This window comes from Corynebacterium belfantii (genome assembly GCF_041898185.1).
Lineage (GTDB): Bacteria > Actinomycetota > Actinomycetes > Mycobacteriales > Mycobacteriaceae > Corynebacterium > Corynebacterium belfantii.
Genome location: NZ_CP157823.1, coordinates 862,497 through 877,229, shown reverse-complemented (window position 1 = coordinate 877,229; position 14,733 = coordinate 862,497). Strand labels below are relative to the sequence as shown.

The 14,733-nt window shown below is 53.1% G+C and carries 14 protein-coding genes; 7 read left to right on the top strand and 7 right to left on the bottom strand.

Annotated features, from left to right (window positions below):
* The first annotated feature begins 33 nt into the window (after positions 1–33).
* Positions 34–1,539 (top strand): carboxyl transferase domain-containing protein, encoded by a 1,506-nt coding sequence (locus ABMV07_RS04605; RefSeq protein ID WP_374064940.1) that lies wholly within the window; start codon positions 34–36, stop codon positions 1,537–1,539.
* An 87-nt stretch (positions 1,540–1,626) separates the two neighbouring features.
* Here the strand turns inward: ABMV07_RS04605 and fkpA are convergent, their stop codons facing one another.
* On the bottom strand, positions 1,627–1,986 hold the full coding sequence (gene fkpA, locus ABMV07_RS04600) for an FKBP-type peptidyl-prolyl cis-trans isomerase FkpA (RefSeq protein WP_003850674.1): 360 nt from the start codon (positions 1,984–1,986) through the stop codon (positions 1,627–1,629).
* A 166-nt stretch (positions 1,987–2,152) separates the two neighbouring features.
* Entirely contained in the window at positions 2,153–3,451 is a 1,299-nt protein-coding gene (locus ABMV07_RS04595; RefSeq protein ID WP_196981444.1) for a citrate synthase, read from the bottom strand.
* A 683-nt stretch (positions 3,452–4,134) separates the two neighbouring features.
* On the opposite strand from ABMV07_RS04595, the gene serC reads away from it, so the two are divergent.
* A complete protein-coding gene (gene serC, locus ABMV07_RS04590) occupies positions 4,135–5,265 on the top strand; it encodes a phosphoserine transaminase (protein ID WP_088266873.1) in 1,131 nt (376 codons plus the stop codon).
* 107 nt (positions 5,266–5,372) lie between these two features.
* Here the strand turns inward: serC and ABMV07_RS04585 are convergent, their stop codons facing one another.
* On the bottom strand, positions 5,373–6,752 hold the full coding sequence (locus ABMV07_RS04585) for an IS3 family transposase (RefSeq protein WP_010934530.1): 1,380 nt from the start codon (positions 6,750–6,752) through the stop codon (positions 5,373–5,375).
* A gap of 164 nt (positions 6,753–6,916) precedes the next feature.
* On the opposite strand from ABMV07_RS04585, the gene sepH reads away from it, so the two are divergent.
* Entirely contained in the window at positions 6,917–7,966 is a 1,050-nt protein-coding gene (gene sepH, locus ABMV07_RS04580; RefSeq protein ID WP_281511048.1) for a septation protein SepH, read from the top strand.
* A 42-nt stretch (positions 7,967–8,008) separates the two neighbouring features.
* Positions 8,009–8,902 (top strand): DUF6928 family protein, encoded by an 894-nt coding sequence (locus ABMV07_RS04575; protein WP_197689026.1) that lies wholly within the window; start codon positions 8,009–8,011, stop codon positions 8,900–8,902.
* On the opposite strand, the gene ABMV07_RS04570 is transcribed toward ABMV07_RS04575, so the two are convergent.
* The gene (locus ABMV07_RS04570) at positions 8,899–9,768 is read right to left on the bottom strand and encodes an RNA methyltransferase (RefSeq protein ID WP_088266891.1); all 870 of its coding nucleotides are present in this window, start codon (positions 9,766–9,768) and stop codon (positions 8,899–8,901) included. The genes ABMV07_RS04575 and ABMV07_RS04570 overlap by 4 nt on opposite strands.
* 107 nt (positions 9,769–9,875) lie before the next feature.
* A complete protein-coding gene (locus ABMV07_RS04565) occupies positions 9,876–11,363 on the bottom strand; it encodes an NCS2 family permease (protein ID WP_197689538.1) in 1,488 nt (495 codons plus the stop codon).
* On the opposite strand from ABMV07_RS04565, the gene ABMV07_RS04560 reads away from it, so the two are divergent.
* Positions 11,357–11,539 (top strand): hypothetical protein, encoded by a 183-nt coding sequence (locus tag ABMV07_RS04560; RefSeq protein WP_133119727.1) that lies wholly within the window; start codon positions 11,357–11,359, stop codon positions 11,537–11,539. The two genes, ABMV07_RS04565 and ABMV07_RS04560, sit on opposite strands and share 7 nt — an antisense overlap.
* On the opposite strand, the gene ABMV07_RS04555 is transcribed toward ABMV07_RS04560, so the two are convergent.
* Positions 11,536–12,300 (bottom strand): DUF3027 domain-containing protein, encoded by a 765-nt coding sequence (locus ABMV07_RS04555; protein ID WP_088266877.1) that lies wholly within the window; start codon positions 12,298–12,300, stop codon positions 11,536–11,538. The two genes, ABMV07_RS04560 and ABMV07_RS04555, sit on opposite strands and share 4 nt — an antisense overlap.
* A 39-nt stretch (positions 12,301–12,339) precedes the next feature.
* Here ABMV07_RS04555 and ABMV07_RS04550 point away from each other — a divergent pair, with 39 nt between their 5' ends.
* Together ABMV07_RS04550 and ABMV07_RS04545 are read left to right on the top strand one after the other, a co-directional pair.
* Entirely contained in the window at positions 12,340–13,206 is an 867-nt protein-coding gene (locus tag ABMV07_RS04550) for a glutaminyl-peptide cyclotransferase (RefSeq protein ID WP_088266878.1), read from the top strand.
* Positions 13,193–13,717 carry a DUF2771 domain-containing protein gene (locus tag ABMV07_RS04545; protein WP_088266879.1) on the top strand — a complete coding sequence of 175 codons (525 nt, stop codon included), beginning with the start codon at positions 13,193–13,195 and terminating at the stop codon, positions 13,715–13,717. The genes ABMV07_RS04550 and ABMV07_RS04545 overlap by 14 nt, the downstream gene beginning before the upstream one ends.
* Positions 13,718–13,824: 107 nt before the next feature.
* Here ABMV07_RS04545 and ABMV07_RS04540 read toward each other — a convergent pair whose 3' ends face one another.
* Positions 13,825–14,214: a cold-shock protein gene (locus ABMV07_RS04540; RefSeq protein ID WP_088266880.1), complete on the bottom strand. Its 390-nt coding sequence runs from the start codon at positions 14,212–14,214 to the stop codon at positions 13,825–13,827.
* Positions 14,215–14,733 lie beyond the last annotated feature (519 nt).

The window sequence follows — 14,733 nt, the reverse complement described above, 5'->3', positions numbered from 1 at the left end:
ACCAACCACCCGTGTTCTTTATAGGGTGGTGCCATGACCCGAACGACCGCACACGAGCTCATAGCCCACGTTCTCGACACCGATTCTTTTCATAGTTGGGATACCACACCGGTCTATGGGGACATCTCAGAAAGTTACCAGCAATCCCTTGCCAAGGCCCGCGAAAAATCAGGGGTAGACGAATCCGTAATCACAGGTGAGGGTACTATTTATGGCCACCGCGTTGCTGTGGTCCTCAGCGAATTCAACTTCCTCGGTGGTTCTATCGGAGCGGCTACTGCCCGACGCATCATCGCAGCAATTCACAAAGCAACTGAACAGCGCCTACCGCTACTCATTTCGCCTTCTTCAGGCGGTACTCGTATGCAGGAAGGCACCCCCGCTTTTGCTCTCATGGTGTCCATCACCACGGCCGTGTACCGACACAAAGACGCACATCTACCCTACTTGGTATATCTTCGCAATCCCACAACTGGTGGCGTTATGGCTTCTTGGGGGTCTGCGGGCCACTTCACTTTCGCTGAACCCAATGCATTATTGGGTTTTCTGGGCCCGCGCGTCGTTGAGCTCACCACTGGTCGCCCGCTTACCCAAGGTGTGCAGTCGGGTGAAAATCTGGCCGAAAAAGGAGTCATCGACGGCGTCATTTCCCCACGGGAGCTACGCGCGTCGCTGAAAAAGATTGTCGAGGTCATTCTGAGCCCCGCAGACGTGACCACAACACCTCACAGCGACCCCTGCCATATCGATTCTGATCGCCACAGCGTATGGGAGTCGATTGAGATTACTCGGCATATTGATCGACCCGGCGCGCGCAGCATCATGCATGCCATCGGTCGCGATAATTATGTTCAGCTTTTTGGCAGTGGCGACGGCCGACGCTCCCCCGCTGTGATTGTGGCCGTAGCTCGACTTGCGGGACGCAGTGTTGTGATTATTGCTCAGGAGCGTCATGCGCAGCCCCCTCATGCCACCACGGAGCTTAGCACTGAGGCATTACGCTGTGCTCGGCGTGGCATTCAACTTGCCCATGAGCTGCAACTTCCGTTGATTTCTATTATTGATACTCCGGGTGCTGAGCTCAGCGACTACGCCGAAGAGCATGGTTTGGCAGGTTCGATTGCTCGTACTCTCGGTGAGCTTGTGTCGGTAGATGTTCCGACACTGTCTCTTATTTTGGGGCAAGGCTGTGGCGGAGGTGCTTTGGCTATGCTTCCGGCGGACAAGGTTCTTGCGACTTCTCATGCATGGTTGAGCCCTCTTCCTCCAGAGGGTGCCTCTGCGATTATTTATCGCGATACGTCCCATGCAGCACAAATGATGGAGGAACAGCAGGTTTCGGCGGTAACGCTCAAAGAGGTTGGCATTATCGACACCATTATCGACGAACCTGTCGCTGCACATCAGCATCCTGACGCTTTTGCGACTTTTGTGCTTGAGAAGGTTACTGCGGCTCTCGCTGAACTGGATGATTCTCCCGCGGTGGGACGCGAGTCCCGTTTACAGCGCTACGAAAAGCTCGCCCATACATTGATCTAACGGTGTGACGGTGTCTTGATGTTATAACGCCCGTAGATCGTAAATTCGTCTACGGGCGTTATGGGTGGTTCTTACTGTTGTGTGCGATTAGCCGACGTTGAGAAGGTCAATCACGAACACTAGGGTGCGACCGGACAGTGGGTGTCCGCCACCGGCAGGACCGTAGGCTGCCTCTGGTGGAATGGTGAGCTGGCGGCGTCCGCCAACCTTCATGCCTGGGATGCCTTCTTGCCAGCCAGCGATGAGGCCAGACAATGGGAACTCGATGCTTTGGCCGCGATCCCAAGAGGAGTCGAACTCTTGGCCGTTTTCAAAGTCGACGCCTACGTAGTGAACCTCAACAAGGCCACCTGGCTGTGCTTCTGCGCCATCACCCTCAATGAGGTCGACGATAACGATGTCTTCTGGGGCTGGCCCTTCGGGAACCTGGATCTGGGGCTTTTCCATGGATCTCTAACTCCTTGGATCGATGTACAAATTGCTCGGAATATTAACGTGTGAACTCGGCTGCGGATCGCCGCCGAGGAGGTGTATCAACACAGCGAAAACCGAGCGCGTGGATAACAGTGTACTGAAAATCCACTCGCTCGGTCGAAATTAACAGGTCATCAGCTTAGCGCTGCTCGCGTGGAGTGACCTTTCGCAAGGTTTCTCCGGTGTAAATCTGACGTGGGCGGTTGATCTTGGTGGTGGTTGCCAACTGCTCGCGGTACTGAGCGATCCAGCCTGGCAGACGACCGATGGCAAAGAGGACGGTGAAGAAGTCCGTGGGGAATCCCATTGCGCGGTAGATCAAGCCGGTGTAGAAGTCGACGTTCGGGTACAACTTGCGCGATACGAAGTAGTCGTCGCTCAGTGCGATCTCTTCGAGCTTCATGGCAAGATCCAAAAGCTCGTCGCCACCGAGGTGCTCGAGGATCTCGTGTGCGGTTTCCTTCACGATGGCTGCGCGTGGGTCGTAGTTCTTGTACACGCGGTGGCCGAAGCCCATCAGGCGAACGCCCTTTTCCTTGTTCTTCACGCGGTTCATGAAGTCGGTAGCGTCGCCGCCGTTGGCCTTGATCTCTTCGAGCATTTCCAAAACGGCCTGGTTTGCGCCACCGTGCAGTGGGCCGGAAAGGGCGTTGATGCCACCAGCAACAGCAACAAACATGTTGGCCTGCGCGGAACCGATCATGCGCACAGTAGAGGTGGAGCAGTTTTGCTCGTGGTCTGCGTGCAGGATGAGCAGCTTATCTAGGGCCTTTGCTACTACTGGGTCAACCTCGTATGGCTCGGTTGGGTAACCGAACATCATGCGCAGGAAGTTCTCACGAGCATTCAAGGAGTTGTCTGGGTACATGTATGGCGCACCCTTGGACGCGCGGTATGCGTAAGCCGCAAGCATTGGGACCTTAGCCAAGAGGCGAACGGTTGCCTTGTCTAGCTGCTTCTCATCGAGTGGGTTGAGCTGATCTTGGTAATAGGTGGACAAGATGTTCACGGAGGAAGCCAGCACGGACATTGGGTGTGCGTCACGTGGGAAGATGTTGAACTGGCTCTTAAAGTCCTCGTCCAGCAGGGTGTGGTGACGGATTTCGTTGTTGAACTTGTGGAGTTCGTCAACGGTTGGCAGGTGGCCTTTAATCAGAAGGTAGGAAACTTCGTTGAAGGTTGCGTTTTCCGCTAGATCCGCGATGTCATAGCCGCGGTGACGCAGGATGCCGTTGTCGCCGTCAATATAGGTGATTTTCGATTCAGTGGAACCGGTGCTTACATAGCCGGGGTCGAAAGTGATCATGCCGGTTTGGGACAGCAATTTATCCAGTACAACACCATCGTTGCCCTCGGTTGCATGGATGATATCCATCTCATACTCGCCACCAGGGTAGTGAAGAACCGCCTTATCTTTGTTTTCAGTAGCCACAAGCATCCCTTTCAATTTGTTTTTCCGTGCACTTTTGCACTGTTGCGTGAAAAAGTGCACTGTTGAGATCCAAGACTGCAGTGTTACTCGCCTTCTGCTTTAGGTTAGCCAGCTCACCGCTGATCCGTCACCTAAAACCACATACAGCAACACCCCCATAAAGGGGAAGCGTTCCTACCATGTCACCACAAAGGTGATCCGCGGAGACATGCAGGGCAATAGCCCGCCTTGGATTCTAATGACACTTTTTAATTTTGGCCCCTCACCTTGCCGGTCACCCATGAGGGTAAGGGTGTGCTCACCATTCATACACCTTTATTCGCTGTTGCGAAACTATGATGTTGCCGCTTTTGTTAAAAATTGGGCGCGAATGCATGGAACACCGCACAGTGTAACAAAGTCTGTGGCACACATAACATTAGTTTGAAAGCGAACATAAAATCAGCGTTGCCACCTGTAGAAACGCAGCAGCACTACTCATGCAACTTTGCACACGCTCCCCCCATTTTTGCAACAAAATCGCCTATTTCTACTGTTCAGCAGGTGATGTCATAGCAGAGGCTTCCAACTATGCAAGCATTCGGTACTATTTCCACCTTAAGGGCGGCACTGCCACCCCACTGATACGGACAAATCTTTTGAGTCTTTATCCCTTTTGTGCGTTGTCCTACAACGAGAAAGCGTGACACATGAGCGAGTACCCTACTCTTCCCAGTACCCTGATCCCCGCCGATTCGCGCTTTGGATGTGGCCCATCTAAAGTTCGCCCAGCACAACTGAACGCCATCGTTAATGCTGGCGCAGATGTTATCGGCACTTCTCATCGTCAGCCAGCTGTGAAGAAAATCGTCGGAAGTATTCGAGAGGGACTTTCTTCCCTGTTCTCGTTGCCAGGTGGTTACGAGATCGTACTTTCTTTGGGTGGCGCTACCGCTTTCTGGGATGCAGCAACCTTCGGCTTAATTGAGAAGAAGTCCGGACACCTCACTTTTGGTGAGTTTTCCAGCAAGTTTGCAAAGGCATCTGCCCAGGCACCTTGGTTGGACGAGCCTACGATTATTTCTGCCGAACCAGGCGATGCTCCTACTCCTGTTGCGATGGAGGGCTGCGACGTTATTGCTTGGGCGCACAACGAGACCTCGACAGGCGCTATGGTTCCCGTCATTCGTCCAGAAAATTCTGAAGGTCAGCTCGTAGCTATCGACGCCACCTCTGGTGCCGGCGGACTGCCCGTGGATATGCACAATGCCGATGTCTATTACTTCTCTCCTCAGAAGTGCTTTGCTTCCGATGGTGGCTTGTGGCTTGCTGCGATGAGCCCTGCAGCCTTGGAGCGTATTGAGAAGATCAATGCTTCGGACCGTTTCATTCCAGCGTTCCTCAACCTTCAGACTGCTGTGGACAATTCCCGCAAGAACCAGACGTACAACACTCCTGCTGTGGGCACGCTTTTGATGCTGGAAAACCAAGTGGAGTGGATGAATGCCAATGGTGGCCTTGATGCCATGGTTGAGCGCACCACCGCTAATTCTTCCGCATTGTACGAATGGGCAGAAAAGCGCGCAGAAACAACTCCTTTCGTAGCCGATCCTGCGAAGCGTTCGCTGGTCGTGGGCACTGTTGACTTTGATGAATCCATTGATGCTACTGCGCTAGCGAAGGTGCTGCGTGCCAACGGAATCCTCGATGTAGAGCCTTATCGCAAGCTGGGACGCAACCAGTTGCGCATCGGCATGTTCCCTGCCATCGACACAGCTGATGTGGAAACACTTACCGCTGCCATCGACTACGTCCTCGACAACGGTTTCGCCCAGGCATAATTCCTGCCTGTTTCTTTTCCCCTTAGCTCAGACGATGCCACTTTTATGGTTGCCGCTGAGCTAAGGGATATTTGGGGATGCGGACGTTTTGTTAGACACTTTCAACCTCACGCTACCGCAGCCATGCGATAACGCGCGATACTCATACCATTGAGACTAACTTTAATGCGATGATTGTTATAAAACTCGATATAAGCAGCAATGGCATCGTCAAGCTCTTGGATTGTCTGCCACCTCTTGCCGTAATACATCTCATTTTTCATCCGCCCGAAAAACCCCTCGCATGCCGCATTGTCAGGACTACACCCCTTTTTCGACATCGAACGAACGATGCCATATTTCGCAGTCAGACTATGCCAACTCCGACCACGGTAATGCACACCACGATCTGAATGAATCACTAATGAACCATCCGGTGGAAGACCCTCAGCATCAATAGCGGCCTGCAGCGTAGATTCTGCTAACTCCATAGTGGGATTCACACTCGTCTTAGCAGCAACGACTTTGCCATCGAAACAATCAATAATCACAGACAAATACACCCGCCCCTCATTCGCAGCGAAAACACTAATATCAGTCAGCCACAACGTATTCGCAGCAGTGGCATGAAAACAACGGTTGACCAGGTTCGGCGGAGCCGGAGAAATTTCTCCTTGATAACTGGAATATTTCACCTTCCGCTTCGGAAACCGCACCGTAATTGCTTCTTCGCGCATGAGCCTGCGAACTACTTTTTCACTGATAGTTATGCCTAAATGTCGTAATTGCCACCAGATACGGCGATAACCATAGGTATTATGTGAATCAGAACTGATGCGGTGCACCATGCTGCGAATAGCTGCGTGCTTATCAGGCATGCGTCGTTTTTTCAGGTGGTAATAGAAACTGGATGCAGCAAGACCACTAGCAGCGAGCAGCATTGCTAATGGAAACGTGCTACGCAAAGCGTCAACCACGTCGGTTTTGTGCTTATTACTCAGCTGACCGGGGATGACGCTTACGTCTTTTTTTATAATTTCCAGCTCCTTTTCCAACACGGCTTTTTCTACCAGCAGCGTGGCCATCTGCTGTTTTAACTGTGTTGGATTATCCGGCAATGATTTTTCTAGTGCTGCTTTAGTAGGGATGCGGCCATGGCCTGCGCGTTCTTTTTTCGACATCAAGCCCCATTGTCCTTCCTCACGGTAGCGTTGCGCCCAAGCATAGACGCTGGCGTGAGTGTGCAGGCAGCATTCCTGGGCAATATCAGCTGGTCGCCAACCATTGTGGAAAAGTTCTACTGCGCGAAGTTTGACTTCGTATGGGTAGTGGGTCAGGGTTTTGGCTTGTTTACGTGGTTGTGGTGGGGTTTTGGGCTCGCGTAGCCATTTATACAGGGTCCATCTGCCTGGGTAGCCGAGTTCGCGGACTGTTTTAGTCACTGATTGTGTGCGTTTGTAGACCCGCAGTGCTGTGCGCTTCTGCGTGTTGGTGTAGGAACGGTTCATAATGGAATCCTCCAAGATTCCGTCCGCATCCCCTTTTGTTAGTTCGCCAATTTCTTTCGGAGTGCTACCTCGTCGTACAACCCGCAACGCCTTGTGCTGCGTTACAGTAGACGATAGTGATATCTGCACCTTGCAGTACCATTTCCCCAGTCGAAGGAGTATTGATGAAGGAACTAATCCTCGTCCCCACTGAATCCTCCGCAACATCGTTGGTCTTCCATGCTGCGGATAATACCGAGGAACAGTTTTTTCTAGAGGTTACCGACTCGCTTCGCGCGGCACTTCTTCATCAGGAAGACCCCGATCAGCCTGAAAATCCTGAGAACATTGTCGAAAAGGCTTGCGCACCATCTCCCAACGATGATGCCGACGTTCAGGTTGAAGTAGAAGACAGCAGCGTTGAGGACGACGCTCCCGATGACAAGACTCCTTCGCGCCCACGCGGTTCGCTGACTACCCGCGAGCCCCGTCCAAGCAGAGAAGTAGATCCTCGTTTATCAACGCCATTATCAATGCGCCCACGCGAGATTCAAGAACGTATTCGTTCTGGGGCCACAATCGCAGAAATCGCCGAAGAAAACGGTGTAACCGAATCGCGCATCGAACCCTATGCACACCCAGTTCTATTGGAACGCGCTCGTATCGCGGAGCTATCTAAAAAATCTCACCCAGTGCGTAACGACGGCCCCGCGGACCTCACATTGTGGGAAGTCTTGGCAACAGCCTTTGCTGCGCGTGGTGAAGACCTGACTCGCTCCCACTGGGATGCCTACCGCGATCCTTCTGGCCAGTGGGTTGTTAGTGTGAAGTGGGGTCCGGAACTAGGTGAAACAGTCGCCGAATGGTCCTATCACCGTCACGGCACAAGTGCCGCTACTGCTGTTGCACGCAATGCGGTGGCAGCAGACCTCATCGATCCGGAGTTCTCGCAGCCAGTACGCTCATTGTCTGCCGTTGCTACCGGGCGACCACATTTGGTTTCCGCAGAAAGCGAAGCAGAACAAACTCGCGACGACCTCATGGCTATCGACGACTCCGCATCTGCACCAACTGATGCCCAAGAACCCACCACGGAAGTATCCGGTGACGACTTCACACAGCACTCCCAAGATGAGCACAAACAAGGAGGCAAGAGGCGTCGTAAAGCCATAACCCCGCACTGGGAGGATGTGCTTCTGGGCGTGCGCACGAACACCAAGCGGCCACGAAAGTAATCTAAGGGGAATCCGACAATGAGTGGGGATACACAACGTTCGATGGAAGCCGCACCACAACATTGTGCCGTTGTCACAGTGTGGTTTGTCACCACAGCCCATCCCGAGGCGGTCATCGCCGCCTCCCCGCGTGCCGACCGCGGTTTCGGACGCAAATTGTTGGCACAGATGAATTCCCGCTGGCCGATTACCCCCATCGGACAATTTTCACTCAATCGCTCGGCGCAAGCCTCACCAGGCGAGTTTTATATCGCAGGTTTTCCAAGGCTTTCAGTTATTCAGACTGTCATTACAGACGCCCGCGAAATCTCAGCGATCGATCCCAAATTGCGACGTGCGATTCCAGCCGCAGATGTATATGCATTTGCGGTCAATCCAGAAACTGGGCTCGGCGCCTTTGCGCACTGGTCCGGCGATACCATCAAGCGTGCTTTTTCAGCCCGCCGCGAGCGCGTTTATGAAGACACAGGGCTTCCTGAGCCCTTTGAAAGTCCCTATTGGGCCGGCGAAAAAGCCGAACAAATTGGTGGCATTGCTTTGCCGTTCAAACCGATTGACTTGGTTGCTGAGGCCCAGCGCTACTGGCTGGGGTTTGACATCGATACGGCTCAAGACATCAACGTAGTAGCCTATGCCATCGACGGTCGCCCCGAGCCAAAGCTAGTCACCCACCCCAATAAGAAGATCTCTGCTGATCGCATGACGCATCAGGCATCGGCAAAGCTAGGTCTAGGTGAATCTCGTCGTGACTACGATGACTACGAAGAACACGATGATTCCACCACAGAAGTTGAACTGGTGCGGATCGCAGATGCTGCCGAAAATACGTATCGCCGCACTCGTCGCATCGTAGCTGCGGCTTCTAGTGTGGCGCTTAAAAAGTATCGAGCCTTTGTTCACGCCCTACGCCACACTGACAAGCCCTCGTCAAACTAACGCAACGAGCGATCCCGCTCGTAAAAAGCGATAGCAGCAGATGTAGCAAGGTTGAGAGAATCAGTACCTGGGGCCATCGGAATGCGAGCTCGCTGATCCGTCGCCCGCATAGCGTGCTCGGTAAGCCCTGGGCCTTCTGCCCCGACAAGTAGCGCGACCTTGGTATAGGGGGCACCATTGGCATCAACTAAAGCATCTGCTAGGTGGTCGGCTTGTGGATTCGGGGTCAGAGATACGATATGGAATCCGGCATCGCGAAGTTCTTGTAATTCACGCTGCCACGTTGTGGATTTTCCACCAAAGTGCGCAAATGGTGTACGAAGCACATGCCCCATCGATACACGAACCACACGACGATAAAGCGGATCAGCACAACCATTGCCAAAGAGCACAGCATCGACGCCCATGCCTGCGGCGTTTCTAAACATCGACCCAATATTTTCGTGATCGCCTACACCTTCGAGAATGACCACGGTGCGTGCGCCTTCAATTGCTTGCGCAATGCTCATCCCCGGTACTCGATCCGCAGAAGCCAACAAGCCACGGTGCATGTCAAAGCCAGCTACTTGTGCCAGGGTTCCTCGATCAAGGGAGTACACGGGGACGTCGGCAAGCTGCGCGCGCATGTGCTCATCAGCCAACAGCTTTTCCAGTTTGTGCGGAAAACCCACCACGCAACGCACGGGGAATCGAGAATCCACCAGCCGTGGAATAACCAGTGGTCCTTCGGCGATAACGAGCCCCTTACCTCCTGGTAGATCGGGTCGATTATCCGAATGGTTAAGATCGCGAAAATCGTTCAACCGTGAATCAAGAGGATCAGAAATATGCTCGATATGAATGTCAGGGCTAGTCACGAACACCATGTTAGTGAGCTTTGACTTTAAAAACACACATCCCCTTCCCGGCGTGCTGTACGAGGACGTCCAGCGATCACCACGAAGGGGATGCGAAAAAAAGATAGCGCTAGTTTTTAAGATCCAATTGCGTGAAGAATGGGATCCATAGCGAAATACACTACGAACAGTGCTGAAATCAGCCACATGATCCAGTGGATCTGCTTGATCTTGCCGGCAAAGACTGCGAGCAGAGTAAAGGAGATGAAACCAACGCCGATGCCATTAGCGATCGAGTAGGTAAATGGCATGATCACGATGGTTAAGAATGCTGGCAACGCAATGTGGAAATCAGTGAAATCGATGTCACGAACTTGGCCGATCATCAGTGCACCGACAACTACGAGGACGGGTGCGGCAGCTTCGATAGGAACGACTTCATACAGCGGGGTTAAGAACATAGCCAGTAGGAACAAAACGCCTGTGACCACGTTAGCGAGGCCTGTGCGAGCACCATCTGCAATACCTGCTGCGGAATCCACATAAACCGTGTTCGAGGAAGCTGAAGCTGCACCACCGATGATGGCACCGGTACCTTCAATGATCAAAGCCTTCTTCATATCTGGCAGCACGCCGGAATCGTCGACAAGCTCAGCTTGCTTGCCCAACGCGGTCATGGTACCCATTGCGTCGAAGAAGTTGGCCAACACAAGAGTAAAGAGCAATAGTGTTGCACCCAGTGCGCCGACGCGGGTGAATGCACCGAAGAGGGAGATGTCACCGATCAAGGACAAATCTGGCAAACCGCCTAGGCCTTCTGGAGCAGTAGGAACTGCCAAGCTCCAGCCGCCGTTTGGGTTATCTACCGAGGAGCCAGCACCAGTGATGGCTTCAACGATCATGGCGATGATGGTGGTAACAACAATGCCGAGGAAAAGGCCACCGCGGACGCGACGAACCACCATGAAACCGCAGATGAGAAGGCCCATGATGAATACCAAGGTTGGCCAAGAGGAAATGGAACCGCCGGTGCCAAGCCCCACGGGGACTGTGGTGTGAGCTGCGTCTGGGAGTCGGCGGACAAAACCGGCGTCGACAAGACCAATCAGGGCGATAAACATACCGATGCCAACGCTCATGGCGGCGATCATTGGCTTCGGGATGGCGGAAAATACAGCGGTGCGGAAACCAGAGATCGCGAGCAACACAATGATGATACCGTCGAGGACAACAAGGCCCATGGCTTCTTCCCAGGACAGTCCTTCGGTTGCCACCATTGTGACTGCCACGAGGGTGTTAATGCCAAGTCCTGCTGCGATACCGAAGGGGTAGCGTGCGATCAGGCCAAAGGCGATGGTGGCTACGCCTGCAGCTAATGCTGTTGCTGCTGCCACCTGAGGAATACCCAACACTTTGCCGTTGATGTCCTCACCCGTTCCTAGGATCAACGGGTTAAGGATGATGATGTAGGCCATCGCGAAGAAGGTCACTACGCCTGCGCGAACCTCGGTACCTACTGAGGAACCGCGTTCGCTGATTTTGAAGTATCGGTCAAGCGCGCTGCGCGGCTGCGAGGTGCTAGCCGTGGGCGCTGAGGTTTGCGACTGAGGGGCCGTCGATGCCATCTACTTTTGCTCCATACAAGTACAGGGGAACCGGAATTTCATCCGCATTCGTAGATAGTGACATGCATTTGACCTGCAATCAAACCGAAAACCAGTACCAGACAAGCCCTTATTATAACCAGTTGTCTGACGTGGCCGCCCTCTCCCCTGACCCCAGCGCCTTCGGAGGCGCTTAAGAAATGGTGTCTACACTTACTGGGTGCTCATCGTCAAAGGGCTGTAATTCCACTACACCGAGGGGTTCTACAAGTGGAGTATCAGTATGAGCGCCGCAGCCATATCGGGAGTGAACGATATGACCATCTGCAGAGTACTCATTGGTACAGACCCCGAAATTTTTTCCTACCGGATCCGTCATAGGAACGTAAAAAGCGCAGTTATAACACGGAAGCTTCGCTTTTTCCGCATACTCAGACTGCGGGCCAAAAGCCCCGTTTTGCCACCGAACTTTAGTTCCGTTGAGGCCTGCTTTCGTAAGCTTTCTCGTGGTACCAAAATCCATCGCCGCAGTCCGCTCGTCTGCGGTGAGGCGGGGGTCGTCGTCACGCGGCGGCATGACGTCGTTAGGCCCTAGATCACCTGGGCGAACTCGTTCGTGATAAGGCACCCACCGTGGCGGCTGAAGCGCAGATCCACCGAGAACCAATGCTACTTCGCTCAAGGTCACATATTTTGAGCCAGGAACGCAGGCTACCACCGCATTCCACTCCCAACCGTCATATCCTGGCACTTCCGCCGCAAAGCGGTGGGTCGCCGATTCAAGACTCACCTGTTGAACACCAATGTGCTCACCAACTGCGCCTTCCCCGAGTTCTTCAAGCCCACGTCGCGCGACTGCGACCGCATTCTTGCCGATCAGTGGCGTTGACGGCATACCTTTTTTACGCCGTTTGGTATGACTTCTCATTCTTTTCTTTCGGGGTGACACGTCCCCCATTATTCAACACCCCGTTACTATTCCTGCGATCAACCACGCATGCAATGCATGATAGATGCTATGCGATCGATCGTCTCGTTATTATCTCATGCCACTGTAGCGCTTGCGGGATCACTCGCCGTTGCAGGGTGCAGCCTATCACCACAGCCCGATCATGATACCGCAGCTACAACCCCAGAACGTTTAGAGGCTCACATCCACAAAGTTCACAGCTTTGCCCCACAAGCTTTTACTCAAGGACTTGAACTCGATGGCGACCGCCTCCTCGTCAGCACCGGTTTTTATGGAGAAAGCGGCATGTTCTCCATGGAGGTTAGCAACGCCCCGCAGCAGCACACCCCACTCGCCCCTGAACTTTTCGGCGAAGGAATCACCAAAACCGGCAATCACATTTGGCAGCTGACGTGGCGCGACGGAATCGCCTTCAAACGAGACGCTACAACGTTTCAGGAGCTCAGCACCGTAGCCTACGAGGGCGAAGGCTGGGGTCTTTGCCACTTTGACGATCGCGTAATCATGTCCAACGGCTCAGATGAGCTCATCATCCGCGATCCTGAATCATTCGACGAGCGCTCTCGCATACAGGTGACCAATCAAGGAAGCAGAGTGTCCAACCTCAACGAGCTCGAATGCGTCCCCAACGACCCAGCCACCGGCAAGGACACCATCTACGCCAACGTTTTCCTCAGCACCGACATCGTGCGTATCGACGCCACCACAGGTGCGGTCACAGGCATTATCGACGCCTCCAACATCCCCAACAATGCCGTCGCCGATAGCAATAACGTACTTAATGGAATTGCGTGGATTCCAGGTTCGGATCGCTTCTATATCACCGGCAAAAGGTGGCCGGACCTCTACGAGGTCACATTTGTTAGTAAGATGAGCAACCATGGCCAGTCGTAAGACCCGACGTAAGAATCTCATCCAACTGTTGTCACTCGTTATCGCCGTTGTGGTGGTAGTGCTGTGCTCGATCGCATTTCAAAGCTGGTGGAATAACCGCCCAGGCCCAGAACCCAACACGGTGACCATCACCGTATCCTCCGGTGATATTTCCCAAGACATCGCCCCCTTTAGCGTCTGCGAACCAGGGGTGCCGTGCGATGAAAACGAGGTACCGAGTATCGCGGTGGATAAAGACGGCGAACTCAAGATCAGCGTGCCAAAAGAAGTATCCGACCACGACTGGTCGTTGTTAAAGATCTACGATGACCCAGCTGCCAACGATCAAAGCTTCTTTGGAGCCAACGAAGCAACAGAAGCGACAGTGGCAGGATCTGTCGATCCCGTGGGGAAGAAAGACGATAAACGCCCTCGCCTCGTCGTCGCTGAGGTAACCTCGGTTCTTATCGGGCACGACGACCAAGGAGTAGAAACGCCTTACACCGTCACGTGGTCGGTTTCGGCAAAGTAATAAGCGTTTTTGTCTCACATATGAACAAGAGCGGAACATCGTACCTACAGTTTGTAGGAGGATGTCCCGCTCTTGCTATATGCAACCCTCTCAATCACACGAGGAAGCTACATATCGAGTTCTTTGGCAACAGCGCGCAAAATGTTAGCAACCTGTCGGCTTTCTTTGCGGTCTGGGTATCGCCCGGCGCGTAGCGACGGCTGCACTTTGATCTCCAGCAGTGTAGCCAGATCAGAGATCATGCTGTTGAGCTCTTCGGCAGAGTACTTATGTTGTGCTGGGCGGCGAAGCCTAGGGGTTTCTAGAACTTTGATCCGCAACGCTTGTGGACCACGACCACGCGCAACGTAGTCGAATTCAACGCGCTGACCCTTTTCTAGCTTTTGTACGCCTTGAGGCAAAACGTCCTTGCTGACAAAGCAGTCGTCTCCTTCGGGGTTGGATACGAATCCGAATCCCTTGTCAACGTCGTACCAAAGCACCTTCCCTTGAGGCACTGCACTCCTCTCCCTTCTTTACGATCCCATGAGCCCAGTGCACCTTAAACAAGGTGCAGGGGATCCGGCTTGGATCCACGGCTGCAATTAATTGTCGTGCATAGTTTTCAAGGATCTGGGGAGTTCACTTACACCGAAGATCCTCACATTTAGCGAACTAAAAACTATAGCCCATTATTCCGCTAGCCAAAACCACAATCCCACCCCACAACCGACAAACCTCATGAGTTACAAATATTCACATCAAAAACATCGACTGCGTGCACTTTTAGGCGCAACACCAAATATAACGAATTGTGACCTAAATTTTCAGCACGCCACGTATTCGACGCGACCTGCGGTTTTAATGGCAACTGACGAGATTTCTTGAAACACCTCCAAAGAAAACGTGACAGAAACGTTATAAACGGCTACCATGGATGAACAAGCACAGCATCGTGCCATACGTCAATATCTTCGCCAGCCACTGTCTGGATATTTTCAGGTCGATGCGCTTTGTGCACGAGTACATGCCCACGG

Bases quoted from the DNA above. Each gene is read 5' to 3' on its own strand.
- ABMV07_RS04560 (WP_133119727.1), top strand. From the start codon at position 11,357: ATGCCATCTACTTTTGCTCCATACAAGTACAGGGGAACCGGAATTTCA.
- ABMV07_RS04555 (WP_088266877.1), bottom strand. From the start codon at position 12,300: ATGGGGGACGTGTCACCCCGAAAGAAAAGAATGAGAAGTCATACCAAA.
- fkpA (WP_003850674.1), bottom strand. From the start codon at position 1,986: ATGGAAAAGCCCCAGATCCAGGTTCCCGAAGGGCCAGCCCCAGAAGAC.
- ABMV07_RS04570 (WP_088266891.1), bottom strand. From the start codon at position 9,768: ATGGTGTTCGTGACTAGCCCTGACATTCATATCGAGCATATTTCTGAT.
- serC (WP_088266873.1), top strand. From the start codon at position 4,135: ATGAGCGAGTACCCTACTCTTCCCAGTACCCTGATCCCCGCCGATTCG.
- ABMV07_RS04565 (WP_197689538.1), bottom strand. From the start codon at position 11,363: ATGGCATCGACGGCCCCTCAGTCGCAAACCTCAGCGCCCACGGCTAGC.
- ABMV07_RS04545 (WP_088266879.1), top strand. From the start codon at position 13,193: ATGGCCAGTCGTAAGACCCGACGTAAGAATCTCATCCAACTGTTGTCA.
- ABMV07_RS04585 (WP_010934530.1), bottom strand. From the start codon at position 6,752: ATGAACCGTTCCTACACCAACACGCAGAAGCGCACAGCACTGCGGGTC.
- ABMV07_RS04550 (WP_088266878.1), top strand. From the start codon at position 12,340: ATGCAATGCATGATAGATGCTATGCGATCGATCGTCTCGTTATTATCT.
- ABMV07_RS04595 (WP_196981444.1), bottom strand. From the start codon at position 3,451: ATGCTTGTGGCTACTGAAAACAAAGATAAGGCGGTTCTTCACTACCCT.
- ABMV07_RS04605 (WP_374064940.1), top strand. From the start codon at position 34: ATGACCCGAACGACCGCACACGAGCTCATAGCCCACGTTCTCGACACC.
- ABMV07_RS04575 (WP_197689026.1), top strand. From the start codon at position 8,009: ATGGAAGCCGCACCACAACATTGTGCCGTTGTCACAGTGTGGTTTGTC.
- sepH (WP_281511048.1), top strand. From the start codon at position 6,917: ATGAAGGAACTAATCCTCGTCCCCACTGAATCCTCCGCAACATCGTTG.